This window comes from Pseudomonas sp. ABFPK (assembly GCF_001586765.1).
Lineage (GTDB): Bacteria > Pseudomonadota > Gammaproteobacteria > Pseudomonadales > Pseudomonadaceae > Aquipseudomonas > Aquipseudomonas asiatica.
The window spans coordinates 114,171-140,977 of record NZ_LQXW01000034.1 but is presented as its reverse complement, the minus strand read 5'-3'; the positions used below and the strand labels follow the sequence as shown (position 1 = coordinate 140,977).

Below are 26,807 nucleotides of genomic sequence, written 5' to 3'. Positions count from 1 at the left end.
GCCCCGGGGCTGCTGCGCAGCCCATCGCCGGCAAGCCAGCTCCCACAGGTACTGCACAGGCCTGAGGTCTATGCAGCCGAAGTGGGAGCTGGCTTGCCGGCGATGGGGCACGAAGCGGCCCTAATTAGCAGCCACTACTGCGCCATAGGAGGCCACCAACGCCTCCTTCGCCGACTTGCGCAGCCGCTTCACCAGCCGCTCCTGGCGTAACGCCTCGCCCTTGTCCGGCCATTGCTCCACATACACCAGCGCCTGGGCCGGGCTGGTCTTGAAGTAGCGCGCGCCCTGCCCTTTCTGGTGCGCCAGAAAGCGCCGCTGCGGGTCATCGCTGATACCGCAATACAGCGATCCATTGGCAGCCCTTACCAAGTAGACATACCAGGGCTTTACTGCCTGATCCTGCACTTTTTCACTCATGACCCCTGCTCTTTCCATCATTAATTTGGTGAGCCCACTCCCCATAAGGGCTTCATCATGCTCACTTCAGTATCCCGCACCTTGCTTGCCGTCGCCCTATTGGCCGGCGTATCCACCGCCCAGGCCTCTATCGGCGCCCGGACCGCCGAGCAGTTGCAAAAAAACTATGACTCCACGCCCGCGCATTGTCCGGGCAACGCGGTACCTGCCCACGCCTGTTCGGGCGTCTTGCTAAGGTCGACCAAACCTTCACCGCGTTATCATTCCTGGCATCATAGCCAGAACAGCAAGGACAAAGGCGGCGTATCGTTTTCATATCTGCGCAGCGACATTCCCACCACGCAGCTGGCTGCCGACGGCCGTAGTGGCTTTACCCTGTACCCGCTGCTGCAACGCCCAAAAGATAGCTTGCGCTACGAAATGCTATGCGCCTTGCCCACTGACGGTGATACCTGGGAGCGTGACAACCGAGGTTGCGGCGACAATCGGCAGACGGCCGCAACCGAAGCGGCCTGCCATGAACAGGGGATAGTCACTGCCGAGCAATGGATGGAGCGATTCCGGCAAAGCGGCGACTACAAGGCCCAATGCGCATTCGATATCCGCCAGGCGCGGGTTCCTGAACGCGCTGAAGCCTTCAACCAGAGCGTACGTGCCAAACAGTTGTTTGCGCCCGAGCTACCTTTCCCGTGGAACGAAGTGGTGATCGGTGCCTGGGACGAAGAGCAGTCCAGCAGGCTGCCAATCCAGTCGTTCTTCCATATCGAAGGCGCTCACGGCGCATTGCAACAAGCTCAGGCCGATCAGCAGGATTGGCACAGGACCAACGGCACATTCATACCTGTCATTCGTATTCGTCTACCGAACGACCTCGATGAACGCGCCGCCTTCAGCTATCACGAGAGTGATCAGGCGGTAGCGCTGCCTTGAGCATGCTGGTATGCCCGCAGGCCTTTGAAAGCCTGCTGGCGTACCTTGTTCTGCACCAGCGGCGACCAGCCCAGCAGCATGCCAGGCACACCCAGCGCCTGCCGCGACCAGCGCCACAAGTCGAATTGGTCATCGTGCTGGCAGATCAGCCCGTCACGGATCACGAAACGCGCCTGGATATCGTTGACCACGATGCGGCCGGTCTGGCTGAACAGGTAGGTGGCCACCCAATGTGCGGCGCCAGTGTGTTCATCGGCGCGGACGTTGTCGAAGGTCAGGGTGAAGTCCTTGGCCCGGCTGGTGAGCATTCGCCACATGTCGCCTGCATCCTTGCCACGCAAGGTGCCGAAGACCGGGTCGCTGAAGACGATATCGTCGCTGTAGCAGGCGACCATGGCCTCGGCGTCCAGGCGCTGGAAGGCCTGGTAGAAGCGGGTGATCAGGTCGCGGTTGGCGTCGCTCATGGGGGCTGGTCCGTCCTGGGAGTCGAAAGCAGCACGATAATCTTCCCCGGTTGGTTATGCCAGTACCGGCCCTTTCGCGGGTAAACCGCTCCCACAGGTACAACATGACTTCAAGATGTGTGCAATCCCTGTGGGAGCGGGTTTACCCGCGAAGAGGCCGGCAATGCCACATGCCCCTTCAGACTTTCTCGCTGCTCACCTGCACATGCAAAGCCCGCCCGGCCCCCAGGCCGAACACGATGGCCCCCGCCCCCAGCACGGCAAAAATCCACCCCACTGCCACCCAGCCCCCAGTCAGGTCATGTACCAGCCCCACCGCAAACGGCCCCATCGACGCCAGGGTATAACCCACCCCCTGCGCCATGCTCGACAGGTTCGCCGCGACATGGGCATCCTTCGAGCGCAGCACGATCAAGGTCAGCGCCAGGGCAAAGGTACCGCCCTGCCCCAGGCCCAGCACAACCGCCCAGCCCCACAGCCCGGAAAGCGGCGCATACAGGCAACCGAACAGGCCGGCCAGGGTAATCAGCATGACCAGCACGATCGCCAGGCGCTGGTCCTTGCCGCGAGTGGCCAGCCAGGGCGCACTGAGCGAACTGACCAGCTGCACGATCACCGACCCCGACAGCACCAGCCCCGCCTCGGTCGGGCTCAGGCCGCGACCGATCAGGATCGATGGCAACCAGCCAAAGACGATGTAGGCCAGTGACGACTGCAGGCCCATGTACAGGGTCACCTGCCAGGCCAGCGGATCACGCCACAGCCCACGCACGCGATAGGCGACCTTGTGCAGGCCATGACCTTGGCGGGCCTGCGGCAGCCATACCAGCATGGCCAGCAGGGCCGGCAACATCCAGAAGCCAAGCCCCAGCGCCCAGCTGCCGTCGAAATGCTGGGCCAGGGGCACCGTGGCGCCAGCCGCCATGGCGGCGCCCAGGCACAACGCCATGGTGTACACGCCGGTCAGCGTGCCAGCGTGCTGCGGGAAATCGCGCTTGACGATGCCCGGCAACAGCACGCCAATGATGCCGATGCTGGCCCCCGCCATGAGGCTGCCAAGGAACACCCCGGCAGCCCCCAGGCTACTGCGCACGACAATGCCAAGCGCCAGGGTGGCGAGAATGCCGAGGATCACCCGCTCGCTGCCAAAGCGCCGCGCCAGCACCGGCGCCAAAGGGGCGAACAGGCCCAGGCACAGCACTGGCAAGGTGGTCAGCAAACCGGCCTGCGAGGCGTTCAGCCCCAGGCCTTCGGACACCTGGCCCAGCACTGGCGCCATGCTCGACAATGCCGGGCGCAGGTTCAAAGCCACCAGCACCAGGCCGAGCAACAACAGCCAAGGCCGCTGTACCTGTACCGGCTGCTGTTGGACCTGTTCGTCGTCAGCCTCGGCGTCGATCAGCAACTCTTCGAGGTCCCGCTCGCTCGGTGGGGTGTTACGGGTGATGGAATCAGCCATGGCCTTCTCGGAGTCAGGATTCGATAAGGGTACGGCTCAGGCGCTTGGCCTGCTCCGCATCGCGTTGCTCGATGGCGGCAAGGATCTGCCCATGCAGGTCGAACGTGGCCTGGCAGCGCGGCACGGTCGCCATGTTGTGCTGCAGCGCGGCAGCCACCACCCCGGAAAAGTAACGGTACAGCTCACTCAAGGCCGGGTTGTGGGCGGCATCGACCAGCCGCTGGTGAAACACCAGGTCGCAGGCCACATAAGCATCGATATCACCGTGAAAATGCCCGGCACTGTTGGCCAGGGCATCACGCAGCGCCTGCAGGTCGGCGTCGGTTCGGCGCAGTGCGGCCAGGCCGATGGCCTCGGCTTCGAGGATGTGCCGGGTTTCACGGGCCTGCTCGGGCGTGCAGCGTGACATCGCCTGCACCGCCTGCAGCGGGTCCTGGGCCGTGCGCAGGTAGCTGCCGTCGCCCTGGCGGATCTCCACCAGGCCACTGAATGCCAGCACACGCATGGCCTCGCGTACGGTGTTGCGGCTTATGCCCAACTGCAGGGCCAGTTCCGGCTCGGTCGGCAAACGCTGACCAACCTGCCAGTCGCCCAGCACGATGCGTTCGCGCATGCGCTCGACGGCCAGTTCGACCAGGGACCGCTTGGTCAATTCGGTACTCATGCTACTCAACCAATCATCCGATGAATCTGGTCAGCATAATGTATACCGGCAATACAGCAAACACTGATGGTTTCTGGCGATAGTGGAAATCCCTGTGGGAGCGGGCATGCCCGCGAAGAATCCAACGCGATGGATGGCACCGGCGTTGCCGGTGTTCGCGGGCACGCCCGCTCCCACAAGAGCCGCGTCACGGCAGCTTGCAATACCGTCAGTTCAACGCATCGAGCAGCGCCTGGTTCATCTCTGGCGTACCGATGGTGATGCGCAGGAACTGGGCAATGCGCGGCTGCTTGAAGTGGCGCACGATCACGCCCTGCTCGCGCAGGCGTGCAGCCAGCTCACCAGCATCTTGTTGCGGATGGCGGGCGAAGATGAAGTTGGCCGCCGACGGCAGCACTTCGAAGCCCTTGGCCTGCAGCTGCCCGACCAACACCTCGCGGCTGTCGATCACCTTGCGGCAGGTTTCCTCGAAGTACTCGCGGTCCTCGAACGCCACCGCTGCGCCGACGATCGCGGCACGGTCCAGCGGGTAGGAGTTGAAGCTGTTCTTGATCCGCTCCAGCGCCTCGATCAGGTCCGGGTGGCCCACCGCCAGGCCAACCCGCAGCCCGGCCAGCGAACGCGACTTCGACAGGGTCTGGGTGACCAGCAGGTTGTCGTAGCGGTCCACCAGGCTGATCGCCGTTTCGCCACCGAAGTCGATGTAGGCTTCATCGACCACCACCACCGAATCACGGTTGGCCTGCAGCAACTGCTCCACCGCCTGCAGCGGCATCAGGCAACCGGTCGGCGCGTTGGGATTGGGGAAGATGATGCCGGCATTGGGCTTGTTGTAGTCCTCGATGCGGATCTGGAACTGCTCGTCCAGCGCCACCTGCTCGAAGGCGATACCGTACAGGCCGCAGTAGACCGGGTAGAAGCTGTAGCTGATGTCAGGGAACAGCAGCGGTGCGTCGTGCTGGAACAGGCCGTGGAAGATGTGCGCCAGCACCTCGTCCGAGCCGTTGCCGACGAACACTTGTGCCGGCGTCACGCCGTAGTACTCGGCCACCGCCTGCTTCAGCCGGTCACCGTTCGGGTCCGGGTACAGGCGCAGGTTGTCGTTCAGCTCGCCGCGCATGGCCTCCAGCGCCTTGGGCGAAGGGCCGTAGGGGTTTTCGTTGGTGTTCAGCTTGACCAGGCGGGCCAGCTTGGGCTGCTCGCCCGGCACGTAAGGCACCAGGTCCTTGACGAAGGGGCTCCAGAATCGACTCATGCTCAGTTCCCCTTCTCTTGGGTCAGGATGCGGTATTCGGCGCTGCGGGCGTGGGCGGTCAGCGACTCGCCACGGGCCAGGACCGAGGCGGTGTGGCCCAGCTCGGACGCGCCCTGCTCGGAGCAGAAAATGATCGACGAACGCTTCTGGAAGTCATAAACCCCCAGCGGCGACGAGAAACGCGCGGTACCGGAGGTCGGCAGCACGTGGTTGGGCCCTGCGCAGTAGTCGCCCAGCGCTTCGCTGGTGTGGCGGCCCATGAAGATCGCGCCAGCGTGGCGGATGTGCGGCAGCCAGGCCTGCGGGTCGGCGACCGACAGTTCCAGGTGCTCCGGGGCAATGCGGTTGGCCACTTCCATGGCCTGCTGCATGTCACGCACCTGAATCAGCGCACCACGGCCATTGATCGACTTCTCGATGATCTCGGCACGTTCCATGGTCGGCAGCAGCTTGTCGATGCTGGCGGCAACGCGGTCGAGGAAGGCGGCGTCCGGGCTGACCAGGATGGCCTGGGCATCTTCGTCGTGCTCGGCCTGGGAGAACAGGTCCATGGCGATCCAGTCCGGGTCGGTCTGGCCGTCGCACACCACGAGGATTTCCGACGGGCCGGCGATCATGTCGATACCCACCTGGCCGAACACGTGGCGCTTGGCGGTGGCAACGTAGATGTTGCCCGGGCCGACGATCTTGTCCACCTGCGGCACGCTTTCGGTACCGTAGGCCAGGGCGGCGACAGCCTGGGCGCCACCGACGGTGAACACATGGTCGACACCGGCGATGCAGGCAGCCGCCAGCACCAGCTCGTTGACCTCGCCACGCGGGGTCGGCACCACCATCACCACTTCGGCCACACCGGCGACCTTGGCCGGGATGGCGTTCATCAGCACCGACGACGGGTACGACGCCTTGCCACCCGGCACATACAGGCCGGCGCGGTCCAGCGGGGTGACCTTCTGGCCAAGCACGGTGCCGTCGGCCTCGGTGTACTGCCAGGAGTCCTGCTTCTGCCGCTCGTGGTACATGCGCACACGGTTGGCAGCCTTTTCCAGGGCTTCGCGCTGGACCGGGGTGATGCGGGTCAGGGCCAGTTCCAGGCGCTCGCGACCGAGGATCAGGTCATCGATGGACTTGGCATCGACACCATCGAAACGCTGGGTGAATTCCACCAATGCCGCATCGCCACGCTCGCGCACGGCCTTGATGATGTCGAGCACGCGCTGGTTGACCGCGTCATCGGACACACTTTCCCAGCTCAGCAGATGATCCAGATGTCGGGCGAAATCCGGATCAGCAGCGTTGAGACGGGCAATTGCAGTGGACACGGTCATGGCGAGGGCCTCGATTATTGGCGAATGCTCAGGCGCCCTAGGCTACCAGTCCATCCGCGCGGGCACCCGAGAAAAATGGCTATGACGCGGATAGACGGGCGCGGCAGCGAAGGCCGCGCGCAGTCGGTAGAGAGTCAGCCGCGGTGTCGCGATTCGACCGCTCCGCGCAGCGTGTCGATCAGGCTCTGGATACGGGCGTGCTGCATTTTCATGGAGGCCTTGTTGACCACCAGGCGCGAGCTGATCGTGGCGATCAGTTCCTGGGGCTCCAGACCGTTGGCACGCAGGGTGTTGCCGGTGTCGACCACGTCGATGATCTTGTCGGCGAGGTTGATCAGCGGAGCCAGTTCCATCGAGCCGTACAGCTTGATGATGTCGACCTGGCGGCCCTGTTCGGCGTAGTAGCGCTTGGCTACGTTGACGAACTTGGTAGCCACGCGCAGACGGCCCTTGGGCTCGGGTGCGCCGACCACGCCAGCGGTCATCAGCTTGCAACGGGCAATCTGCAGGTCCAGGGGCTCGTAAAGGCCCTGGCCGCCGTACTCCATCAGCACATCCTTGCCGGCCACACCCAGGTCGGCGGCACCATGCTCGACATAGGTCGGCACGTCGGTGGCACGCACGATCAGCAGGCGCACATCGTCCTGCGTGGTGGGGATGATCAGTTTGCGGCTCTTGTCCGGGTTCTCGGTCGGCACGATACCGGCCTCGGCCAGCAACGGCAGGGTATCGTCGAGAATACGGCCTTTGGAAAGCGCGATGGTCAACATTGGAACGTCGGTCCTTAAGCGGCTACTGCCGGCCGGGCGTCGAGCCCGACCGCATTCAATTCGTTAGGCACATCCTGCGAAAGCGGGCAAATCCCACCCCCACAGGATGCACCAGGCAGACGACTAGCCCGGTACGCGACGGATCTTCGCGCCCAGCATCTGCAGTTTTTCTTCGATGCACTCGTAACCACGGTCGATGTGGTAGATGCGATCGATCAGGGTATCGCCTTCGGCTACCAGCGCCGACAGCACCAGGCTGGCGGAAGCACGCAGGTCGGTGGCCATTACCGGGGCACCCTTCAGCGCCTTGACGCCAGTGACGATGGCAGTGTTGCCTTCGACCTGGATCTGCGCGCCCATGCGGTGCATTTCGTAGACGTGCATGAAGCGGTTTTCGAAGATCGTCTCGATCACTGCACCGGTGCCTTCGGCAATGGCGTTGAGCGAAATGAACTGCGCCTGCATGTCGGTCGGGAACGCCGGGTACGGGGCGGTACGCAGGTTGACGGCTTTCGGCCGTTTGCCGTGCATGTCCAGCTCGATCCAGTCTTCGCCAGTGTTGATGTCGGCGCCGGCTTCCTTGAGTTTTTCCAGTACGGCTTCAAGGATGGTCGGATCGGTGTCCTTGACCTTGACGCGGCCGCCGGTCACGGCAGCGGCCACCAGGTAGGTACCGGTTTCGATACGGTCCGGCATCACGCGGTAGTTGGCCGAGTGCAGGCGCTCGACGCCATCGATGACGATGGTGTCGGTACCAGCGCCCTGGACCTTGCCGCCCATGGCGTTGATGAAGTTGGCCAGGTCGACCACTTCCGGCTCGCGCGCGGCGTTCTGCAGCACGCTGCGGCCCTTGGCCAGGGCAGCGGCCATCATGATGTTCTCGGTACCGGTCACGCTGACGGTGTCGAAGAAGAAGTGCGCACCGCGCAGGCCACCCTCAGGTGCCTTGGCCTTGATGTAGCCGCCTTCGACTTCGATCTTCGCGCCCATGGCCTCGAGGCCACGGATGTGCAGGTCGACCGGGCGCGAACCAATGGCGCAACCGCCAGGCAGGGCCACTTCGGCCTCGCCGAAACGGGCAACCATCGGGCCCAGCACCAGAATCGAGGCGCGCATGGTCTTGACCAGCTCGTAAGGTGCAACCAGTGTCTTGATGGTGCGAGGGTCGATCTCGACCGCCAGCTTTTCGTCGATCACCGGCTCGATGCCCATGCGGCCGAAGAGCTCGATCATGGTGGTGATGTCGTGCAGGTGCGGCAGGTTGCCCACGGTGACCGGGCCGTCGGCCAGCAGGGTCGCCGCCAGGATTGGCAAGGCTGCGTTCTTCGCGCCCGAAATGCGGATCTCGCCATCAAGGCAAGCGCCGCCAGTAATAATCAGTTTGTCCATTGGAATCTCGCCGCCACGTTGGCTCAGGTGCGCTCAGCCCAGGCTGCGCTGCTGAAAAATTTCATGGTTACCGCATGGATGCTGCCATTGGCGATCCACGGATTCAGGTGAGCATAGATCGCCTGCTGGCGTTTGACCGGGCTCAGGCCAGCCAACTCGTCGCTGATCACGTTCAACTGGAAGTTGCAGCCTTCGCCTTCAACTTCGACCCGGGAACCCGGCAATTTCTCTTCAAGGAAGCTTTTAACTTCTACGGCCTGCATGCTCAACCTCAATCGGCGCCCGATGCGCACGGGTCGGCCATCATACAAAAAAGCCCCTCGCCTGCGAAGCCCAACGAGGGCTTCGCTGACCGAGGGGCCATCATCCGTGCCGGGCCATCAGGTTGCCAGCACTTCATCGAGGTCATAGACCTCGGCAATTTCCCGCATGTCGTCTGGCATGCTGCGCACCTGGCAACCCTTGCCTGCGGCCTGGGCATCGCGCATGAAGGCCAGCAGCAACGACAGGCCGACACTGGTGGAACGCTGCACTGCCGAACAATCGAGCACCAGCTGCGCCTCGCGGCAGGCCGCAATCAGCGCCTTGCCCTGCTTGCGCAGGACCGGCCCGCTGCGGTAGTCCAGCACGCCGGCCAGGCGCAGCACGCCCGGCTCGGCCATGCTTACACCGGCCTCACTCATTTGACGGTCTTCTCCGGCGAGTTGTCGGCGGCCTGCTTGGCCTTGGCCACTTCGCCGGCCCAGCCGTCGATGGTCTTGTCCAGGTCGTTGCCATTGCGCTGCATGGCGTCGGCGAACTGGTCGCGGAACAGCTTGCCGATGTTGATGCCGTTGACGATCACGTTGCGCACCTTCCACTCGCCACCGATGTTTTCCAGGGTGTACTGCACCGGATACACGGCACCGTTGTTGCCGGTGACTTTCATACCAACGCTGGCGCGCTTGCCGTCATCAGCCTTGGCCGGGTCGACGGTGATGCCCTGATTGTTGTACTCGAGCAGGGCATTGCCATAGAACTGCATCAGGCTGCGCTTGAAGTTTTCCTGGAAGCGCTGCATCTGCTCGGGGGTAGCCTTGCGCGAGTACTTGACGGTCATGATGCTTTTGGAAATACCGTCAGCGTCCACCACCGGGCCGAGGATGCGGTTCAGCGCATCATAGAAGGCATTGGGGTTGGACTTGTACTGTTCCTTGTTGGCCTTGAGGTCGCCCAGCAGTTCAGTGGTGGTGCCCTGAACCACATCGTGTGGCGTCTGCGCAGCCACGGTCAGCAGGGGGAAGGCTGCCAGCAGGACCAGCAGGCCACGTCGCAGGATGGAAATCATGGAAACTCCTTAATTAGCCGGTTGCGCTTCTTTCGGTTCCTTGCCAACGGAGTTGAGCAGGAACTTGCCAATCAGATCTTCCAGCACCAGTGCCGACTGGGTGTCGTGGATGGTCCCGCCGTCCTTGAGCACCTGGTCCTCACCGCCCACGCTGATGCCGATGTACTTCTCGCCAAGCAACCCGGCGGTCAGGATCGAGGCAGTGGAGTCGGTCGGCAGGTTGTCCACCGACTTGTCCAGCTGCAGCGTCACCCGACCGGTGTACGAGTCACGGTCCAGATCGATGGCGGTAACCTTGCCGATGGTCACACCGGCCATGGTCACTTTAGCTCTGACCGTCAAACCGGCGATATTGTCGAAGTAAGCATAAACTTTATAGGTATCGCTGCTCGGGCTGGCCGACAGCCCGCTGACACGCAGGGCGAGCAGCAGCAGCGCCAGGATCCCGGCCAGGAGGAACAGGCCGACACCGATTTCCAGGGTGCGGTTTTGCATCAGAAATCTCCAAACATCAAGGCGGTCAGAATAAAGTCCAGACCCAGCACTGCCAACGAGGCATAGACCACGGTCTTGGTGGTGGCACGGCTGATCCCTTCTGAGGTGGGCTCACAGTCATACCCCTGGAATACGGCGATCCAGGTCGTGACGAAGGCAAATACCAGGCTCTTGATCAGCCCGTTGAGCACGTCGTCGGTGAACGAAACACTGTTCTGCATGTTGGCCCAGAACGAGCCCTCGTAGACGCCCAGCCAGTCCACCGCCACCCACGAGCCGCCCCAGATGCCGACCACGCTAAAAATCAGCGCCAGCAACGGCAGCGAGATGAAACCGGCCCACAGGCGTGGCGCGACGATGTACTTGAGCGGGTCGACGCCGATCATTTCAAGGCTCGACAACTGCTCGGTGGACTTCATGTTGCCGATTTCTGCGGTCAGCGCCGAACCGGCACGGCCGGCAAACAGCAATGCCGTCACCACCGGGCCGAGCTCACGCAGCAGGGTCAGGGCGACCATCTGTCCCACCGCCTGCTCCGAGCCGTACTTGGTCAGGATGCTGAAGCCCTGCAGCGCCAGCACCATGCCGATGAACACGCCGGACACGACGATGATCGCCAGCGACAGCACGCCCACCGAATACAGCTGCTTGACCAGCAGCTGGAAGCCGCCACCGATGCCGCCACGGCCGATCAGCGCATGGAACAGGAACAGGCAGGAGCGCCCCAGCACCGCCAGCACGTCGATGGCCGAGCGCCCCAGCAGGCGGACACGTTCGAGTAAGGATTTTCTGCGCATCAACGCGCTCCCAGCAGGTCGGCGCGGTAGTCAGGCGCAGGAAAATGGAAAGGCACCGGGCCGTCCGGGTCGCCCTTCATGAACTGGCGAATGCGCGGGTTGTCCGAGCCCATCAGCTCGTCAGGCGTCCCCTGGCCCAGCACCTGTCCGTCACCTACCACATAGATGTAGTCGGCGATGCTGGCGGTTTCCGCCAGGTCGTGGGAAACAACGATGCTGGTGATACCCAGGGCGTCGTTGAGCAGGCGGATCAGACGCACCAATACACCCATGGCGATCGGGTCCTGGCCGACGAACGGTTCGTCGTACATGAGGATCTGCGGGTCCAGGGCAATCGCCCGGGCCAACGCCACACGGCGTTTCATGCCACCGGACAGCTCGTCGGGCATCAGGTCGATGGCACCGCGCAGCCCCACGGCCTGCAGCTTCATCAGCACGATATCGCGGATCATCTCGTCCGACAGCTGGGTGTGCACGCGCAGCGGGAACGCGACGTTCTCGAACACATCGAGATCGGTGAACAGCGCGCCGCTCTGGAACAGCACCCCCATCTGCTTGCGGGCGTCGAACAGGTCGCTGCGCGACAGCGTCGGCAGGTTCTGCCCGGCAACCCAGACCTCACCGCTGGAGGGGCGCAACTGCGCGCCCATCAGGCGGAGCAACGTGGTCTTGCCGCAACCCGATGGCCCCATGATACCGGTGACCTTGCCGCGCGGGATGCGAATGTCGACGTTGCTGAAAATGCTGCGCGAACCGCGTTTGAAGGTAACCCCCTTCAACTCGACCGCGTAGGCGCTATCCACACTCATCTAGACTCCTTGCTAGTGCAGCCTCGTCCTAATGGACGTCGGCCTCCATCTGGAAGGCACAAGCGCCCCTGGCAGGCCGAATAGCGGCGAACTATAGCACCGCTGACAGCGCCGCCCCAAGGTCGGCTAACGAGTCGTTCAGCCCTGCGACAGGCTGGCGAGACATTCACCACGGCAATCGAAAGCGTGAGGGTTTCTTTCATTGCAGCTATAATCGCCGCCTTTTCATCAGGCATTGCTTTTTCGACATGAGCCAATCCAGCGAGCTGATCCAATCCGCCCAACGCACCCTGCGCCTGGAACTCGAGGCCGTAGAGGCCCTGCTGGCGCGCATCGACGACAATTTCGTCAAGGCCTGCGAACTGATCCTGGCCAGCAAGGGCCGGGTCGTCGTGGTCGGCATGGGCAAGTCCGGGCACATCGGCAACAAGATCGCCGCCACCCTGGCCAGCACCGGCACGCCAGCGTTTTTCGTGCACCCGGCCGAAGCCAGCCATGGCGACATGGGCATGATCACCCGCGATGATGTCATCCTTGCCCTGTCGAATTCCGGCAGCACCGCCGAAATCGTCACCCTGCTGCCGCTGATCAAGCGCCTGGGCATCAAGCTGATCAGTCTGACCGGCAACCCGGACTCGCCCCTGGCCCAGGCTGCCGAGGTCAACCTCGACGCCCGCGTCGAGCAAGAGGCCTGCCCGCTGAACCTGGCCCCCACCTCCTCCACCACCGCATCGCTGGTGCTGGGCGACGCGCTGGCCATTGCCCTGCTCGAAGCTCGCGGCTTCACCGCCGAGGACTTTGCCTTCTCGCACCCGGGTGGTGCACTGGGCCGCCGCCTGCTGCTCAAGGTGGAAAACGTGATGCACGCCGGCGACGAACTGCCCCAGGTGCCCCGCGGCACCCTGCTCAAGGACGCACTCCTTGAAATGTCCCGCAAAGGCCTGGGCATGACCGTGATCGTCGAAGCCGATGGCAAGCTGGCAGGGATCTTCACCGACGGCGACCTGCGCCGCAGCCTGGACCGCAACATCGACGTCCACACCACCCTGATCGACCAGGTAATGACCGTGCACGGCAAGACGGCCCGCGCCGAAATGCTTGCGGCCGAGGCCCTGAAGATCATGGAAGACCACAAGATCGGCGCCCTGGTGGTGGTGGACCGCGAGGACCGCCCCACCGGCGCCCTGAACATGCACGACCTGCTGCGCGCCGGCGTGATGTAAAGGAGCGATGGAATGAACCAGGACCTCATGCAACGCGGCAAGAACATCAAGCTGGCAGTGTTCGACGTGGACGGCGTGCTCACCGACGGGCGCCTGTACTTCCTCGAGGACGGCAGCGAGTTCAAGACCTTCAACACCCTCGACGGCCAGGGCATCAAGATGCTCATGGCCTCGGGCGTGACCACCGCGATCATCAGCGGGCGCAAGACCCCGGTGGTCGAGCGCCGGGCGAAGAACCTCGGCATCCCGCACCTGTACCAGGGCCGCGAGGACAAACTGGTGGTGCTGGACGGCCTGCTCGCCGAACTGGGCCTGAGCTATGCTCAAGTGGCCTACCTGGGCGACGACCTGCCCGACCTGCCGGTAATCCGCCGGGTCGCACTGGGCATGGCGGTGGCCAACGCCGCGCCGTTCGTTCGCCAGCACGCCCATGGCGTGACCCAGGCACGTGGCGGCGAAGGCGCGGCCCGTGAATTCTGCGAACTGATCATGCAGGCCCAGGGCACCCTGGACGCTGCCAACGCCAACTACCTGTAAGGCTGCCCATGTTCAGCAAGAAAGCCCGCAACATTGCGCTGCTCGCGGTGATCGCCGCCCTGCTGGTGGCGATCGGCTACTGGAATGTCAGCCCGGAAAGCTTCCTCGACAAGCCTGTGGCCCAGGTCGACGAAAGCGCCATCGACTACTACGCAGTCAACGCCCACAGCGTGCAGTTCCTGCCCGACGGCAAGCTGCAGTACGAAATGACCGCTGACAAGGTCGAACACCTGAAAGCCAGCGAAATCACCCTGCTGACCACGCCGGACCTGCACCTGTACCGCGGTACCGAATACCCGTGGCACGTACAGAGCACCCGCGCCGAGGTCAACCCGGACGGCAGCGAAGTCGAACTGATCGACAACGTACGGGTCGCCCGCACCGACGAAAAGCAGCGTGAAATGATCATTACCAGCTCACGCATGACCGTGTTCCCGCAGAAGCAATATGCGCAGACCGAGCAAGCCGTTAGAATCGACGGCGCCGGTGGCACAACTACGGGCAAAGGAATGAAAGCGTATTTGAAAGAAGGCAAGATGGACTTGCTCTCTAACGTAAGAGGACAGTATGAGGCTCGTTAAAACCCTCCCCCTTTTGCTCAGCCTGAGCGCAGCACTGGGAAGCGCGAGCGCCCTCGCCCTGCCGAATGACCGTGACCAGCCTATCCGCATCCAGGCCGATAACGCCCACCTGGACGACAAGCAGGGCGTGGCCACCTACACCGGCGACGTGATCATCACCCAGGGTTCGATGATGATCAAAGGCAACACCGTGACCATCACCCGTTCCGCCTCCGGCGACATCGACGTGGTGACCTCGGTGGGCAACCTGGCCTACTTCGAGCAGCAGCAGAGCGCAGCCAAGCCGGACAAGATGAAAGGCTGGGCGGTGACCATCCAGTACCAGTCGCAGAAGGACATGGTGATCCTCACCGACCGCGCCAAGGTCGAGAACGAAGGCAACACCACCGAAGGCGAGAAGATCGTCTACAACACCCAGACCCAGGTGGCGACCGCCGGTCGTGGTGGCAACGTGACCTCGCCGCGTCAGCGTATCGACATGGTGATCCAGCCCAAGAAGAAGGCCGAGTAAATGGCAACCCTCAAAGCCCAGCACCTGGCCAAGAGCTACAAGGGGCGGCAAGTCGTACGCGACGTCAGCCTGTCTATCGACAGCGGCCAGATTGTCGGCCTGCTCGGCCCCAACGGCGCCGGCAAGACCACCTGCTTCTACATGATCGTCGGCCTGGTCCAGGCCGATCAGGGGCGCGTGCTGATCGACAACCTCGATGTCAGCCACCAGCCCATGCACGGTCGCGCCCGCGCGGGCATCGGCTATCTGCCGCAGGAAGCCTCGATCTTCCGCAAGCTGTCGGTGGCCGACAACATCATGGCCATCCTCGAGACCCGCAAGGACCTCGACCGCGACGGCCGGCGCAAAGAGCTGGAAAGCCTGCTGCAGGAATTCCACATCAGCCACATTCGCGACAACCTCGGCATGAGCCTGTCCGGTGGTGAGCGCCGCCGCGTGGAAATTGCCCGCGCGCTGGCGACCGCACCCAAGTTCATCCTGCTGGACGAACCGTTTGCCGGTGTCGACCCGATTTCGGTCGGCGACATCAAGCAGATCATCCATCACCTCAAGGCCAAGGGCATCGGTGTACTGATCACCGACCACAACGTGCGTGAGACCCTGGATATCTGCGAAACCGCCTATATCGTCAATGATGGCCGGCTGATCGCCGAAGGCGACGCCGAAACCATCCTGGCCAACGACCTGGTCAAAGAAGTTTACCTGGGCCACGAGTTCCGGCTCTGAGCCCGGCACGCGCCTGGAGTACTGGCAAATAGCCCTGGAACCTGGGGTAAAGTGTTACGGTACTCTAGGCAAACGCTACAATTTAAGGCATAAAACTTGCTTGATCTGGCGCCCCGGCGCCCTCGTGTAGTGGATGGCGCATGCGCGCCGGCGAACAAGGTATTAAGCCCCAGCCATGAAACCATCGCTCGTCCTAAAAATGGGCCAGCAACTGACGATGACACCGCAGTTGCAACAGGCCATCCGCCTGCTCCAGCTCTCCACCCTGGACCTCCAACAGGAAATCCAGGAAGCGCTGGAGTCGAACCCGATGCTCGAACGTCAGGAAGACGGCGACGACTTCGACAACAGCGACCCGATGGCGGACAACGCCGAGAACAAGCCGGCCGCTGAAGTCCAGGACAACAGCTTCCAGGAAAGCACCACCAGTGCCGACACCCTGGAAGACGGTGAATGGAGCGAGCGCATCCCCAACGAACTGCCGGTCGACACCGCCTGGGAAGACATCTACCAGACCAGTGCCAGCAGCTTGCCGAGCAACGACGACGACGAGTGGGACTTCACCACCCGCACATCGGCCGGCGAAAGCCTGCAAAGCCACCTGCTGTGGCAACTGAACCTGGCTCCGATGTCCGACACCGACCGCCTGATCGCCGTCACCCTGATCGACAGCATCAACGGCCAGGGCTACCTGGAAGACACCCTCGAGGAGATCTGCGCCGGTTTCGATCCGGAGCTGGATATCGAGCTGGACGAGGTCGAAGCGGTACTGCACCGCATCCAGCAGTTCGAGCCAGCAGGCGTTGCCGCCCGCACCCTTGGCGAATGCCTATTGCTGCAATTGCGCCAGCTGCCCGCCAGCACCCCGTGGATGGCGGAAGCCAAGCGCCTGGTCACCGACTTCATCGACCTGCTCGGCAGCCGCGACTACAGCCAGCTGATGCGTCGCATGAAAATCAAGGAAGACGAGCTGCGCCAGGTCATCGAGCTGGTACAAAGCCTCAACCCGCGCCCCGGCTCGCAGATCGAGTCCAGCGAGCCTGAGTACGTGGTGCCCGACGTCATCGTACGCAAGGACAGCGACCGCTGGCTGGTGGAGCTGAACCAGGAGGCCATTCCGCGGCTGCGCGTAAACCCGCAGTACGCTGGCTTTGTGCGCCGAGCCGACACCAGTGCCGACAACACCTTCATGCGCAACCAGCTGCAGGAAGCGCGCTGGTTCATCAAGAGCCTGCAAAGCCGCAACGAAACCCTGATGAAGGTGGCCACGCAGATCGTCGAGCACCAGCGCGGCTTCCTCGACCACGGCGACGAAGCGATGAAGCCCTTGGTACTGCATGACATTGCCGAAGCGGTGGGCATGCACGAGTCGACCATTTCGCGGGTAACCACGCAGAAATACATGCACACCCCGCGTGGCATCTACGAACTGAAATACTTTTTCTCCAGCCACGTCAGCACCTCCGAAGGCGGAGAATGCTCGTCTACGGCGATCCGCGCGATCATCAAGAAACTGGTTGCGGCGGAAAATCAGAAAAAGCCATTGAGTGACAGCAAGATCGCTGGTTTACTGGAGGCACAAGGCATCCAGGTAGCCCGTCGCACCGTCGCCAAGTACCGCGAGTCTCTCGGCATCGCACCGTCGAGCGAGCGCAAGCGACTGATGTAGCCCCTGAGATGTGCCACAGCGTTTGTGGGGCAGGTGCAAGACCTGCCTCTTTATGCACGGGCAACAAAGGAGAAGCTGTATGCAAGTCAATATCAGTGGACAGCATGTAGAAGTCACCCAGCCACTGCGCGATTATGTGCTTGAAAAGCTCGCTCGCGTGGAAAGTCACTTCGACAAGATCACCAACGTGCAGGTCATCATGAAAGTCGAGAAGCTGCAGCAGAAGGTCGAGGCGACCTTGCAGATTCCCGGCGGCGAAGTGGTTGCCAACGCCGAACACGAAGACATGTATGCAGCGATCGACGCCTTGGCCGACAAGCTCGACCGCCAACTGAAAAAACACAAGGAAAAACAGCAAAGCCTGCTGCAAGGTGCAGCTGCCCGCTGATCCCCCTCATCCATGATCCGACTTGAAACCATCCTGACCCCCGGCCGTTCCCTCGTGAACGTGCCGGGCGGCAGCAAGAAGCGCGCCCTGGAAAAGGTCGCCACCGTCATCGCCGAACAAGTGCCCGAACTGGAGATGCAAGACGTCTTCGAAAAACTGGTCGCCCGGGAAAAACTCGGTTCGACCGGTTTCGGCAACGGCATCGCCATCCCGCACTGCCGGCTTGAAGGATGTTCCGCTCCGGTCAGCGCCCTGCTGCACCTGGAAGCGCCTATCGACTACGACGCCATCGATGGCGCGCCGGTGGACCTGCTGTTCGTCCTGCTGGTGCCAGAAGCCGCCACCGATGCCCATCTGGAATTGCTGCGCCAGATTGCCAGCATGCTCGATCGCAAGGAGGTCCGTGATCGCCTGCGTGCGGCCACCAGCAGCGAGGCCCTGTTCCAGGTTGTCCTGGACGTACAGAACGAGCACTGAACATGCGCCTGATCATCGTCAGCGGCCGGTCCGGCTCCGGCAAGAGCACCGCCCTCGATGTCCTGGAAGACAACGGTTTCTACTGCATTGACAACCTGCCCGCCGGGCTGCTGCCGCAACTGGCGGAAAATGCGCTGATCAACACCGAGTTGCAGCAACCCAAGGTCGCCGTGTCGATCGACGCGCGCAACTTGCCCAGCCACCTGACGCGTTTCCCCGAGTTGCTCGAAGAAGCCCGCGCCCGGCATATCCAGTGCGACGTGCTGTACCTGGATGCCGACGAAGACGTACTGCTCAAGCGTTTCTCGGAAACCCGCCGACGCCACCCGCTGACCAACGCCAACCGCTCGCTCGCGGAAGCGATCCGGGTAGAAAGCGAATTGCTGGGGCCGATTGCAGACCTGGCCGACCTGAAGATCGACACCACCAGCCTGAACCTGTATCAGCTGCGTGATTCGATCAAGCTGCGCCTGCTCAACCAGCCCGAGCCTGGCACCGCGTTCCTGGTCGAGTCGTTCGGTTTCAAGCGCGGAATGCCGGTCGATGCCGACCTGGTGTTCGATGTGCGCTGCCTGCCCAACCCTTACTGGAAGCCCGAGCTGCGTGAGCACTCCGGCCTCGACCAACCGGTGATCGACTACCTGGCCGCACAGCCGGATGTCGAAGAGATGTTCAACGACATTTCCAGCTACCTGCTCAAGTGGCTGCCCCGCTTCGCTGCCAGCAACCGTGCCTACGTCACCATTGCCATTGGCTGCACCGGCGGCCACCACCGCTCGGTGTACATCACCGAACGCCTTGGCCAGTTGTTGCAGCAATCCCTGAAAAACGTCCAGGTCCGCCACCGCGACCTCTAGCCCAAGGATCCGCCCCACGATGCCCGCCCGTGAAATCACCATCATCAACAAGCTGGGTCTGCATGCCCGGGCGGCAGCCAAGTTCGTCGGCGTTGCCGGCCGCTTCCCCTGCCAGGTCAGGGTTGGCCGTGCGCCGGACAAGCTGGTGGATGGCAAGAGCATCATGGCGGTGATGATGCTGGCGGCCGGCAAAGGCACCCAGGTGCACCTGCATACCGAAGGCGAGCAGGACGACGATGCCATGGCAGCGCTGGTCGAACTGATCAACAACTTCTTCGACGAAGGCGAATGAATGGCAAGCGGTACGCTTACCCTGTGGGAGCGGCTTTAGCCGCGAAGAATCCAACGCGGTGCATGGCACCGGCTGCGCCGGTGTTCGCGGCTAAAGCCGCTCCCACAGAGTCCCCGCTAATTCAATGAGTTATGTGCCGCTCCCACAGCGAAACCGGTGAACACCCCATCATCCGGCGCAAACCGATGCACAGCCCCAAGCGGGCCAGGCCAGGTCCAACCAGGCGAAGCCGCGTGCCAATAGCAGCGCAGTGCCTGCCAGCAACAGCAAAGTCCCAAGCGTCATGCGAAACAGGCGAAACAGGCGCACACGGCTGACGGACATCATTTGGGAGCGCATACCGGGGAGACTCACTTCAGGGTTTCGAGGTAGCGGCGCTCCACTTCCGCCCAGTCAATGACGTTGTAAAAGGCACCGATGTATTCCGGACGACGGTTCTGGTACTTCAGGTAATAGGCATGCTCCCACACGTCCAGGCCGAGGATTGGCGTGTTGCCGTGCATCAGCGGGCTGTCCTGGTTGCCGCTGCTTTCCACTACCAGCGTTTTCTGCGGGGTCACGCTGAGCCAGGCCCAGCCACTGCCGAAGCGGGTCAGCGCAGCCTTGGTGAAGGCCTCCTTGAAGGCATCGAAGCCGCCCAGTTGGGCGTCGATGGCCTGCGCCAGAGCACCCTGCGGCTCTCCCCCGCCCTGCGGCGACATCACGGTCCAGAACAGGCTGTGGTTGGCGTGCCCGCCGCCATGGTTGGTCACCGCACCACGCAGGTTTTCCGGCAGTTGCCCGACCGCGCCGAGCAGTTTTTCCACCGGCCCCTCAGCCCACTCGGTGCCTTCGATGGCGGCGTTGAGGCCATTGACGTAGGTCTGGTGGTGCTTGGTGTGGTGGATTTCCATGGTCTGCGCGTCGATGTGCGGTTCCAGCGCAGCGTAAGCGTAAGGCAGTGCAGGCAAGGTATGGGGCATATCAGTGAATTCCGTAGGCATGGGTTGGGCGATGACCAACGCGGCCACCGCTGGCGCTTGGGCCGTGACTCAGTGTCAGATACCACCGGCGGTGAGCTTCTCCGGGTCCAGCAGCGCTTCCAGCTGGTCACGCGACAGGTCGGTGTGCTCCAGCGCCACATCGATGATCGGACGGCCCTGCTTGTAGGCGGTCTTGGCGATTTCAGCGGCCTTGAGGTAGCCGATGATCGGGTTCAGCGCCGTGACCAGAATCGGGTTGCGTGCCAGGGCTTCCTTGAGCTTGCTTTCGTTGACCTTGAAGCTCGCGATGGCCTTGTCGGCCAGCAGGCGGCTAACGTTGGCCATCAGCTCGATGCTCTCCAGCAGGTTGCGGGCGATCACCGGCAGCATCACGTTCAGCTCGAAGTTGCCGGACTGGCCAGCGATGGCAATGGTGGCGTCATTGCCGATCACTTGGGCGGCGACCATGGCGGTGGCCTCTGGAATCACCGGGTTGACCTTGCCAGGCATGATAGAAGAGCCCGGCTGCAGGCCTTGCAGCTCGATTTCGCCCAGCCCGGCCAACGGGCCAGAGTTCATCCAGCGCAGGTCGTTGGCAATCTTCATCAACGCCACGGCGGCAGTCTTGAACTGGCCGGACAGGGCCACTGCGGTGTCCTGCGAGCCGATCAGGGCGAACAGGTTTCGCCCGGGGGTGAACTCGACCTGGGTCAGGCCGCTGAGCTGGCGGGCGAAACCAGCAGCGAATTGCGGGTGGGCGTTGATGCCGGTACCCACGGCCGTGCCACCCTGGGCCAGCGCCTGCAGGCTAGGCAGGGTCGCTTCGATGTGTGCCTTGGCGCCATTGATCTGTGCCGCCCAGCCATCCAGCACCTGGCTCATGCGCACCGGCATGGCGTCCATCAGGTGGGTGCGGCCGGTCTTCACGTACTGATGCACCTGTGCCGACTTGGCCTCGATCACCTGTACCAGGTGCGCCAGGGCGGGCAGTAGCTGCTCGTGCAAGGCCAGGGCGGCGCTGACGTGAATGGTGGTCGGGATGATGTCGTTGCTGCTCTGGCCGCAGTTGACGTGGTCGTTGGCGTTGACGGCTTCACCCAGCACGCGGCTGGCCAGTGTGGCGATCACCTCGTTGGCGTTCATGTTCGAGCTGGTGCCGGAGCCTGTCTGGAACACATCCACCGGGAAATGCTGGATGAAGTCACCCGCCAGGAGTTGCTCGACTGCCGTTACGATGGCCTGGCCTTGCGCGGTCGACAACTGTTCCAGTTCGACGTTGGCCTTGGCCGCGGCAGCCTTGGCCAGCAGTAGTGCACGAATGAACTGGGCCGGCATGCGCTGGCCGCTGATCGGGAAATTGTCGACCGCGCGTTGGGTCTGGGCACCGTACAGGGCCTGGGCCGGCACCTGCAGTTCGCCCATGCTGTCACGCTCGATACGGGTATCACTCATCATCAGATCCTTGCATCAGTTCATCGGGAGAAATCGACGGCAGCAGGCGGCAATTGGCCAACTGCAGGGCGTAGGGCTGCCAGCGCTGGTTCTGTGCCTCGCGGTCGAGGTTGCGCAGGTCCAGCAATGGGCGCCAGGCCTGGTCCAGGCACAGGCAGCGCCAATGCCAGGGCAGCATGCGGTCGCAGGCGGTATCCAGCAGCAGGCGGAAAGAGGTCAGCGCCACCGTCCATGGCGAGGTCTCGGTGCAGCACACCAGGTAACGGCCTTCAGCCAGGTAATGCTCGATCAGGCGCGGTTCGTCGGGCTCGAGTGCACAGCGGATGCGTCGGCTGAGCCAGCGCCAGTTTTCCAGGTAGGGCAGTTCGCGGAGGACGGGTTTCATGAACATCATCGCCGGGTTACTGGATAATGATATTAATTATTAAATGATAAATAGAATCACTTCAATAGGAAGCTGATGGAACAAAAAACCCGGCGCGGGGGCCGGGTCTTTGGTTTCATTGAAAATTCTGTAGTGCCTGCACCGGCCTCTTCGCGGGTAAAACCGCTCCCACAGGAATCGCATAAGGCTCAGTCTTGTGCAGTACCTGTAGGAGCGGGTTTACCCGCGAAGAGGGCGGTAAAGGCTGTGGATCAGCTACCCGCCACAGTCATCCGCTCGATCAGCACCGAACCGGTGTGAATGTTGCTGCGGGTCTCAAGATCGCTGCCGATCGCGACAATCTGCTGGAACATGTCTTTCATGTTCCCGGCAATGGTCACTTCCTGCACCGCGTGCTGAATCTCGCCATTCTCGACCCAGAAGCCCGCCGCGCCACGGGAATAATCACCCGTCACCATGTTCAGGCCATGCCCCATCAACTCGGTCACCAGCAGCCCTCGGCCCATGCGCCGGATCAGCGCCGCCTGGTCTTCGACCCCATGGCTGACGAACAGGTTGTGCACGCCGCCGGCATTGGCCGTGCTTGGCAAACCCAGCTTGCGCCCGGAATAGGTACCCAGCAGGTACGACACCAGCTCACCCTTGTCGACGAACGGCTTGGCATAGGTAGCCAGGCCATCGCCGTCGAATGCGGCACTGCCCAGTGCCCGCGGAATGTGCGGGCGCTCGTCGAGGGTCAGCCAGGTGGGGAACAGGCGCTGGCCGATGGTCCCCTCCAGGAACGACGACTTGCGGTACAGGTTGCCGCCGGAGATGGCCGACAGGAAGCTGCCGAACAAGCCACCTGCCAGCTCGGCCGAGAACAGCACCGGCACCTCGCAGGTCGGCACCGGACGCGCACCCAGGCGGCTGGCGGCACGCTGGGCAGCGCGCACGCCGATGCTACGCGGGTCGGCCAGCAGGTTGCCCTGGCGGTTCACGTCGTACCAGTAGTCACGCTGCATCTGACCGTCGCCTTCGGCGATCATCACGCAGCTCAGGCTGTGCCGGGTCGAGGCGTAGCCACCGATGAAACCATTGCTGTTGCCATACACGCGGCAACCCTGGTGGGTATTGAGGGTGGTGCCGTCGGCATTGAGGATGCGCGGGTCGGCGTCGAACGCCGCCGCTTCGCAGGCCAGGGCTATCTCGATGGCCTTCTCTGGCTCGAGGTTCCAGTCGTGGTACAGGTCCAGGTCCGGGATCTCGCGGGCCATCAACGCTACGTCGGCCAGGCCGGAACATTCGTCCTCGGAGGTATGCCTGGCAATCGCCAAGGCCGCGGCGACGGTTTCGCGGATCGCTTCCGGGCCACTGGCCGAGGTGCTCGCCGAGCCTTTGCGCTGGCCCACATAGAGGGTGATACCAAAGCCCTGGTCGCGATTGAATTCGACCGTCTCGACCTCTCGCTGACGTACCGTGGTGGACAGGCCCTGCTCCAGCGACACCGCCACTTCGCAGGCGCTGGCCCCCTGGCGGCGCGCCTCGGCGATGATCGCCTCGACCTGCTCCTGCAATGCTGGCAGGTCCTTCGGACCTACGCTCTGGACTGCACTCATGGTTCTCTCCACTCAAATTCTGCGTTCGGCGAGGGTCATTCTACGACCGGGCCGGACAAGCGGCCCCCGACTGGTTATCATGGCGGCGATTTCTAGCGGACTGCCACCATGGTTGATTCAAACGACGACGCCTTCGACGGCGAAAAAAGCAAAACCCAGATCAAGCGCGAGCTGCATGCGCTGGTCGAACTCGGCGAGCGCCTTACCACGCTCAAGGCCGATACCCTGGCTCGCCTGCCGTTGACCGACGAGCTGCGCAAGGCCCTGGCCGAAGCCAGCAAGCACACCGCTCACGGTGCCCGCAAACGCCACATGTCGTTTGTCGGCAAACTGATGCGCGTGCAGGATCTGGATGCCATCCACGCCCTGCTCGAACAGATGGACAGCTCGACCCGCCAGTACAACGAGCGCTTCCACAGCCTGGAGCGCTGGCGCGACCGGTTGATCGACGGTAATGACGAAGACCTCGAACGCTTCGTCAACGAATACCCCGACACCGACCGCCAGCAGCTGCGTTCGCTGGTACGCCATGCCCAGCACGAGAAGGCCCGGAACAAGCCGCCTGCCGCCGCGCGCAAGGTGTTCAAGTACATCCGCGATCTCGACGAGCTGCAGCGCGGATTGCGCTGATCGCCCTGGGGCCGCTTTGCGGCCCATTCGCAGCACAAGGCTGCTCCTACAGAAATACGCGATCCCTGTAGGAGCAGCCTTGTGCTGCGAATGGACCGCAAAGCGGTCCCTGAAGCCATCACGCCCCTGTACCGCCCACGGTAATCGCATCCAGCTTCAAGGTCGGCTGCCCGACCCCCACCGGCACCGACTGCCCGTCCTTGCCGCAAGTCCCTACCCCGCTGTCCAGCGCCAGGTCGTTACCGACCATCGACACCCGGCTCATCGCCTCCGGGCCGTTGCCGATCAGGGTCGCCCCCTTCACCGGCGCGGTAATCTTGCCGTCTTCGATCAGGTAGGCCTCACTGGTCGAGAACACGAACTTGCCGCTGGTAATGTCCACTTGGCCACCGCCGAGGTTGGCGCAGTAGATACCCTTCTTCACCGAAGCGATGATTTCCTGCGGGTCGCTTTCGCCCGCACGCATGTAGGTGTTGGTCATGCGCGGCATCGGCAGGTGCGCGTAGGATTCGCGGCGGCCGTTGCCGGTCACTGCCATGCCCATCAGGCGCGCGTTCAGCTTGTCCTGCATGTAGCCCTTGAGCACACCGTTCTCGATCAATGTGGTGCACTCGGTCGGGGTGCCTTCGTCATCCACGCTCAGCGAGCCACGGCGGCCTTCGAGGGTGCCGTCGTCGACAATGGTGCACAGGCTCGACGCCACTTTCTCGCCAATGCGGCCGCTGAACGCCGAACTGCCCTTGCGGTTGAAGTCACCTTCCAGGCCATGGCCGACAGCCTCGTGCAGCAGCACGCCCGACCAGCCCGAACCCAGCACCACCGGCAGGGTACCAGCCGGTGCCGGGATCGCCTCCAGGTTCACCAGGGCCTGGCGCAGCGCTTCGCGGGCATAGCCCATGACCCGCTCTTCGGTGAAGAAGCGGTAGTCGGTACGCCCGCCACCGCCCTGCCCGCCACGCTCGCGGCGGCCATTCTGCTCGACGATGACGCTGACGTTGAAGCGCACCAGCGGGCGCACGTCGGCGGCCAGGCTGCCATCGGCCGCAGCGATCAGGATGCGTTCCCATACCCCGGCCATGCTCACACTGACCTGCTGGATACGCGGGTCCAGCGCGCGGGTGGCGGCGTCGACACGCTTGAGCAGCTCGACCTTCTCGGCACGGCTGAGCACATCCAGCGGGTTGTCCGCCGGATAAAGGGCAGTCACGTCCTGGCTGCGGAAGGCCTGCACCTTGCCGTTCTGCCCGGCACGGGAGATCGAACGGGCGGCACGGGCGGCCGAGGTCAGCGCTTCGAGGTTGATTGCGTTGCTGTAGGCAAAGCCGGTCTTTTCACCGGACTGGGCACGCACGCCCACGCCCTGGTCGAGGTTGAAACTGCCCTCTTTGACGATGCCGTCTTCCAGCGCCCAGGTTTCCGAGATCTGGCCCTGGAAATACAGGTCGGCGGCATCGATGCCGGGGCCGGCCAACTCACCCAGCACGCTCTGCAGGCTGTCCAGGGTCAAGCCGCCTGGGGCCAGGAGCTGCTCGCTGACGGTGGATAACATCTGGCTCATAGTCACTCCGAGGTGTGCGCAGGCCGCAACGCGCCCTGCGAGAAAAAGCGCCGGTGCGATACCACCGGCATGCGCGCCCGGATGGACGCTTGTTCGTCAATGTCGCGTTCGGCGAGCAATACTGCTTCACCTTGCGCCTGTTCCGCGACGATGCGCCCCCAGGGGTCGACGATCGCCGCATGGCCATGGGTTTCCCGTGGCCCCGGGTGGGTGCCGCCCTGTGCCGCAGCCAGCAGGTAGCACTGGGTCTCGATGGCCCGGGCGCGCACAAGCACTTCCCAATGTGCCGCGCCCGTTACCGCAGTGAAGGCGGCTGGCGCAGTGATAAGTTCCGCGCCGGCGGCGCGCAGTGCGCTGTACAGTTCGGGGAAGCGCAGGTCGTAGCACACGCTCAGCCCCAGCCGCCCTACTGGCGTATCGGCCACCACTACCTGGGCGCCGTGGGCATAGTCGTCGGACTCGCGGTAACGGCCACGATTGTCGGCAACGTCCACATCGAACAGGTGCAGCTTGTCATAACGTGCCGCCACCTCACCGTGTTCGTCGATCAGCAGCGAGCAGGCATGGGCCTTGGCTTCAGGTTGGCCGACCGGTGGCAATGGCAAGGTACCGGCGACAATCCATAACTTGAGGTCGCGGGCGGTGCGTTTCAACCATGGCAGGATCGGCCCTTCGCCCAACGCTTCGGCGCGGCCGATGGCAGCGGCGTCCTTGCGGCCCATGGCAGCGAAGTTTTCCGGCAGCACCGCCAGCCGTGCGCCGCCAGAGGCGGCCTGCGCCAACAGGGCACCGGCGCGCTGCAGGTTGGCCAGCACATCGTCCTGGCTGACCATCTGGATTACCGCTGCCTTCATGGG

32 protein-coding genes are annotated in these 26,807 nt (G+C 63.2%); 12 read left to right on the top strand and 20 right to left on the bottom strand.

Features of this window, described 5'->3' with window-relative positions; genetic code table 11:
- Positions 1-120: 120 nt before the first annotated feature.
- Positions 121-417: a GIY-YIG nuclease family protein gene (locus WM94_RS19865; RefSeq protein WP_039612750.1), complete on the bottom strand. Its 297-nt coding sequence runs from the start codon at positions 415-417 to the stop codon at positions 121-123.
- 57 nt (positions 418-474) lie between these two features.
- Between WM94_RS19865 and WM94_RS19860 the strand changes: the two genes are divergently transcribed.
- Positions 475-1,347, top strand: coding sequence for a hypothetical protein (locus WM94_RS19860; protein ID WP_039612749.1), 873 nt, complete (start codon positions 475-477; stop codon positions 1,345-1,347).
- On the opposite strand, the gene WM94_RS19855 is transcribed toward WM94_RS19860, so the two are convergent.
- The 13 genes from WM94_RS19855 to WM94_RS19795 form a co-directional block, all read right to left on the bottom strand.
- A complete protein-coding gene (locus tag WM94_RS19855) occupies positions 1,326-1,811 on the bottom strand; it encodes a nuclear transport factor 2 family protein (RefSeq protein WP_061551958.1) in 486 nt (161 codons plus the stop codon). The two genes, WM94_RS19860 and WM94_RS19855, sit on opposite strands and share 22 nt — an antisense overlap.
- A 178-nt stretch (positions 1,812-1,989) precedes the next feature.
- The gene (locus WM94_RS19850) at positions 1,990-3,270 is read right to left on the bottom strand and encodes an MFS transporter (RefSeq protein WP_061551957.1); all 1,281 of its coding nucleotides are present in this window, start codon (positions 3,268-3,270) and stop codon (positions 1,990-1,992) included.
- Between the two features lie 13 nt (positions 3,271-3,283).
- Positions 3,284-3,934, bottom strand: a complete 651-nt coding sequence (locus tag WM94_RS19845) for a FadR/GntR family transcriptional regulator (protein ID WP_025337831.1) — start codon at positions 3,932-3,934, stop codon at positions 3,284-3,286.
- 208 nt (positions 3,935-4,142) lie between these two features.
- On the bottom strand, positions 4,143-5,189 hold the full coding sequence (gene hisC, locus WM94_RS19840; RefSeq protein WP_051096612.1) for a histidinol-phosphate transaminase: 1,047 nt from the start codon (positions 5,187-5,189) through the stop codon (positions 4,143-4,145).
- A gap of 2 nt (positions 5,190-5,191) precedes the next feature.
- Entirely contained in the window at positions 5,192-6,517 is a 1,326-nt protein-coding gene (gene hisD, locus WM94_RS19835) for a histidinol dehydrogenase (RefSeq protein ID WP_061551956.1), read from the bottom strand.
- Positions 6,518-6,651: 134 nt separating this feature from the next.
- Positions 6,652-7,287 (bottom strand): ATP phosphoribosyltransferase, encoded by a 636-nt coding sequence (hisG, locus tag WM94_RS19830; RefSeq protein WP_003257924.1) that lies wholly within the window; start codon positions 7,285-7,287, stop codon positions 6,652-6,654.
- 123 nt (positions 7,288-7,410) lie between these two features.
- On the bottom strand, positions 7,411-8,676 hold the full coding sequence (gene murA / locus WM94_RS19825; protein WP_013971085.1) for a UDP-N-acetylglucosamine 1-carboxyvinyltransferase: 1,266 nt from the start codon (positions 8,674-8,676) through the stop codon (positions 7,411-7,413).
- 23 nt (positions 8,677-8,699) lie between these two features.
- Complete coding sequence (locus tag WM94_RS19820) at positions 8,700-8,939, bottom strand: BolA family protein (protein ID WP_003255121.1); 240 nt, start codon at positions 8,937-8,939, stop codon at positions 8,700-8,702.
- Between the two features lie 117 nt (positions 8,940-9,056).
- Positions 9,057-9,359, bottom strand: coding sequence for a lipid asymmetry maintenance protein MlaB (locus WM94_RS19815; RefSeq protein WP_015269065.1), 303 nt, complete (start codon positions 9,357-9,359; stop codon positions 9,057-9,059).
- The gene (locus WM94_RS19810; RefSeq protein ID WP_003257922.1) at positions 9,356-10,003 is read right to left on the bottom strand and encodes a phospholipid-binding protein MlaC; all 648 of its coding nucleotides are present in this window, start codon (positions 10,001-10,003) and stop codon (positions 9,356-9,358) included. The genes WM94_RS19815 and WM94_RS19810 overlap by 4 nt, the downstream gene beginning before the upstream one ends.
- A gap of 9 nt (positions 10,004-10,012) precedes the next feature.
- Positions 10,013-10,498 carry an outer membrane lipid asymmetry maintenance protein MlaD gene (gene mlaD, locus WM94_RS19805; RefSeq protein WP_003257921.1) on the bottom strand — a complete coding sequence of 162 codons (486 nt, stop codon included), beginning with the start codon at positions 10,496-10,498 and terminating at the stop codon, positions 10,013-10,015.
- A complete protein-coding gene (gene mlaE / locus WM94_RS19800) occupies positions 10,498-11,295 on the bottom strand; it encodes a lipid asymmetry maintenance ABC transporter permease subunit MlaE (protein ID WP_025337825.1) in 798 nt (265 codons plus the stop codon). Before mlaE ends, mlaD begins: the two co-directional genes overlap by 1 nt.
- A complete protein-coding gene (locus WM94_RS19795) occupies positions 11,295-12,104 on the bottom strand; it encodes an ATP-binding cassette domain-containing protein (protein WP_012270662.1) in 810 nt (269 codons plus the stop codon). Before WM94_RS19795 ends, mlaE begins: the two co-directional genes overlap by 1 nt.
- 248 nt (positions 12,105-12,352) lie before the next feature.
- Between WM94_RS19795 and WM94_RS19790 the strand changes: the two genes are divergently transcribed.
- The 10 genes from WM94_RS19790 (at position 12,353) to WM94_RS19745 (ending at position 19,365) form a co-directional block, all read left to right on the top strand.
- Positions 12,353-13,327, top strand: coding sequence for an SIS domain-containing protein (locus tag WM94_RS19790; protein WP_003257920.1), 975 nt, complete (start codon positions 12,353-12,355; stop codon positions 13,325-13,327).
- Positions 13,328-13,339: 12 nt separating this feature from the next.
- Positions 13,340-13,864 (top strand): HAD family hydrolase, encoded by a 525-nt coding sequence (locus WM94_RS19785; protein WP_024086339.1) that lies wholly within the window; start codon positions 13,340-13,342, stop codon positions 13,862-13,864.
- 8 nt (positions 13,865-13,872) lie between these two features.
- Positions 13,873-14,445, top strand: coding sequence for an LPS export ABC transporter periplasmic protein LptC (lptC, locus tag WM94_RS19780; protein ID WP_003257918.1), 573 nt, complete (start codon positions 13,873-13,875; stop codon positions 14,443-14,445).
- Positions 14,432-14,956: a lipopolysaccharide transport periplasmic protein LptA gene (gene lptA, locus WM94_RS19775; protein ID WP_015269063.1), complete on the top strand. Its 525-nt coding sequence runs from the start codon at positions 14,432-14,434 to the stop codon at positions 14,954-14,956. Before lptC ends, lptA begins: the two co-directional genes overlap by 14 nt.
- The gene (gene lptB, locus WM94_RS19770) at positions 14,957-15,682 is read left to right on the top strand and encodes an LPS export ABC transporter ATP-binding protein (protein ID WP_003257916.1); all 726 of its coding nucleotides are present in this window, start codon (positions 14,957-14,959) and stop codon (positions 15,680-15,682) included.
- Positions 15,683-15,857: 175 nt separating this feature from the next.
- The gene (locus tag WM94_RS19765; protein WP_015269061.1) at positions 15,858-17,351 is read left to right on the top strand and encodes an RNA polymerase factor sigma-54; all 1,494 of its coding nucleotides are present in this window, start codon (positions 15,858-15,860) and stop codon (positions 17,349-17,351) included.
- A 79-nt stretch (positions 17,352-17,430) separates the two neighbouring features.
- Positions 17,431-17,739, top strand: coding sequence for a ribosome hibernation-promoting factor, HPF/YfiA family (hpf, locus tag WM94_RS19760; RefSeq protein WP_003255135.1), 309 nt, complete (start codon positions 17,431-17,433; stop codon positions 17,737-17,739).
- A gap of 12 nt (positions 17,740-17,751) precedes the next feature.
- Complete coding sequence (ptsN, locus tag WM94_RS19755; RefSeq protein WP_015269060.1) at positions 17,752-18,216, top strand: PTS IIA-like nitrogen regulatory protein PtsN; 465 nt, start codon at positions 17,752-17,754, stop codon at positions 18,214-18,216.
- Positions 18,217-18,218: 2 nt separating this feature from the next.
- Positions 18,219-19,073 (top strand): RNase adapter RapZ, encoded by an 855-nt coding sequence (gene rapZ / locus WM94_RS19750; RefSeq protein ID WP_013971076.1) that lies wholly within the window; start codon positions 18,219-18,221, stop codon positions 19,071-19,073.
- A 19-nt stretch (positions 19,074-19,092) separates the two neighbouring features.
- Positions 19,093-19,365: an HPr family phosphocarrier protein gene (locus WM94_RS19745; protein ID WP_039612745.1), complete on the top strand. Its 273-nt coding sequence runs from the start codon at positions 19,093-19,095 to the stop codon at positions 19,363-19,365.
- 350 nt (positions 19,366-19,715) lie between these two features.
- Here the strand turns inward: WM94_RS19745 and WM94_RS19740 are convergent, their stop codons facing one another.
- From WM94_RS19740 to pmbA, 4 genes are all read right to left on the bottom strand, one after another.
- On the bottom strand, positions 19,716-20,327 hold the full coding sequence (locus WM94_RS19740) for a superoxide dismutase (RefSeq protein ID WP_061551955.1): 612 nt from the start codon (positions 20,325-20,327) through the stop codon (positions 19,716-19,718).
- Positions 20,328-20,402: 75 nt separating this feature from the next.
- Entirely contained in the window at positions 20,403-21,779 is a 1,377-nt protein-coding gene (locus WM94_RS19735) for a lyase family protein (RefSeq protein ID WP_061551954.1), read from the bottom strand.
- Complete coding sequence (locus tag WM94_RS19730; protein ID WP_082810603.1) at positions 21,772-22,173, bottom strand: FagA protein; 402 nt, start codon at positions 22,171-22,173, stop codon at positions 21,772-21,774. The genes WM94_RS19735 and WM94_RS19730 overlap by 8 nt, the downstream gene beginning before the upstream one ends.
- Positions 22,174-22,415: 242 nt before the next feature.
- Complete coding sequence (pmbA, locus tag WM94_RS19725) at positions 22,416-23,762, bottom strand: metalloprotease PmbA (protein ID WP_061551953.1); 1,347 nt, start codon at positions 23,760-23,762, stop codon at positions 22,416-22,418.
- Between the two features lie 108 nt (positions 23,763-23,870).
- Here pmbA and yjgA point away from each other — a divergent pair, with 108 nt between their 5' ends.
- The gene (yjgA, locus tag WM94_RS19720; protein WP_003255152.1) at positions 23,871-24,392 is read left to right on the top strand and encodes a ribosome biogenesis factor YjgA; all 522 of its coding nucleotides are present in this window, start codon (positions 23,871-23,873) and stop codon (positions 24,390-24,392) included.
- 118 nt (positions 24,393-24,510) lie between these two features.
- Here the strand turns inward: yjgA and tldD are convergent, their stop codons facing one another.
- Both tldD and WM94_RS19710 read right to left on the bottom strand, forming a co-directional pair.
- Positions 24,511-25,950 (bottom strand): metalloprotease TldD, encoded by a 1,440-nt coding sequence (gene tldD, locus WM94_RS19715; protein ID WP_024086333.1) that lies wholly within the window; start codon positions 25,948-25,950, stop codon positions 24,511-24,513.
- A gap of 2 nt (positions 25,951-25,952) precedes the next feature.
- A complete protein-coding gene (locus tag WM94_RS19710; protein ID WP_061551952.1) occupies positions 25,953-26,804 on the bottom strand; it encodes a carbon-nitrogen hydrolase family protein in 852 nt (283 codons plus the stop codon).
- Positions 26,805-26,807: the final 3 nt, after the last annotated feature.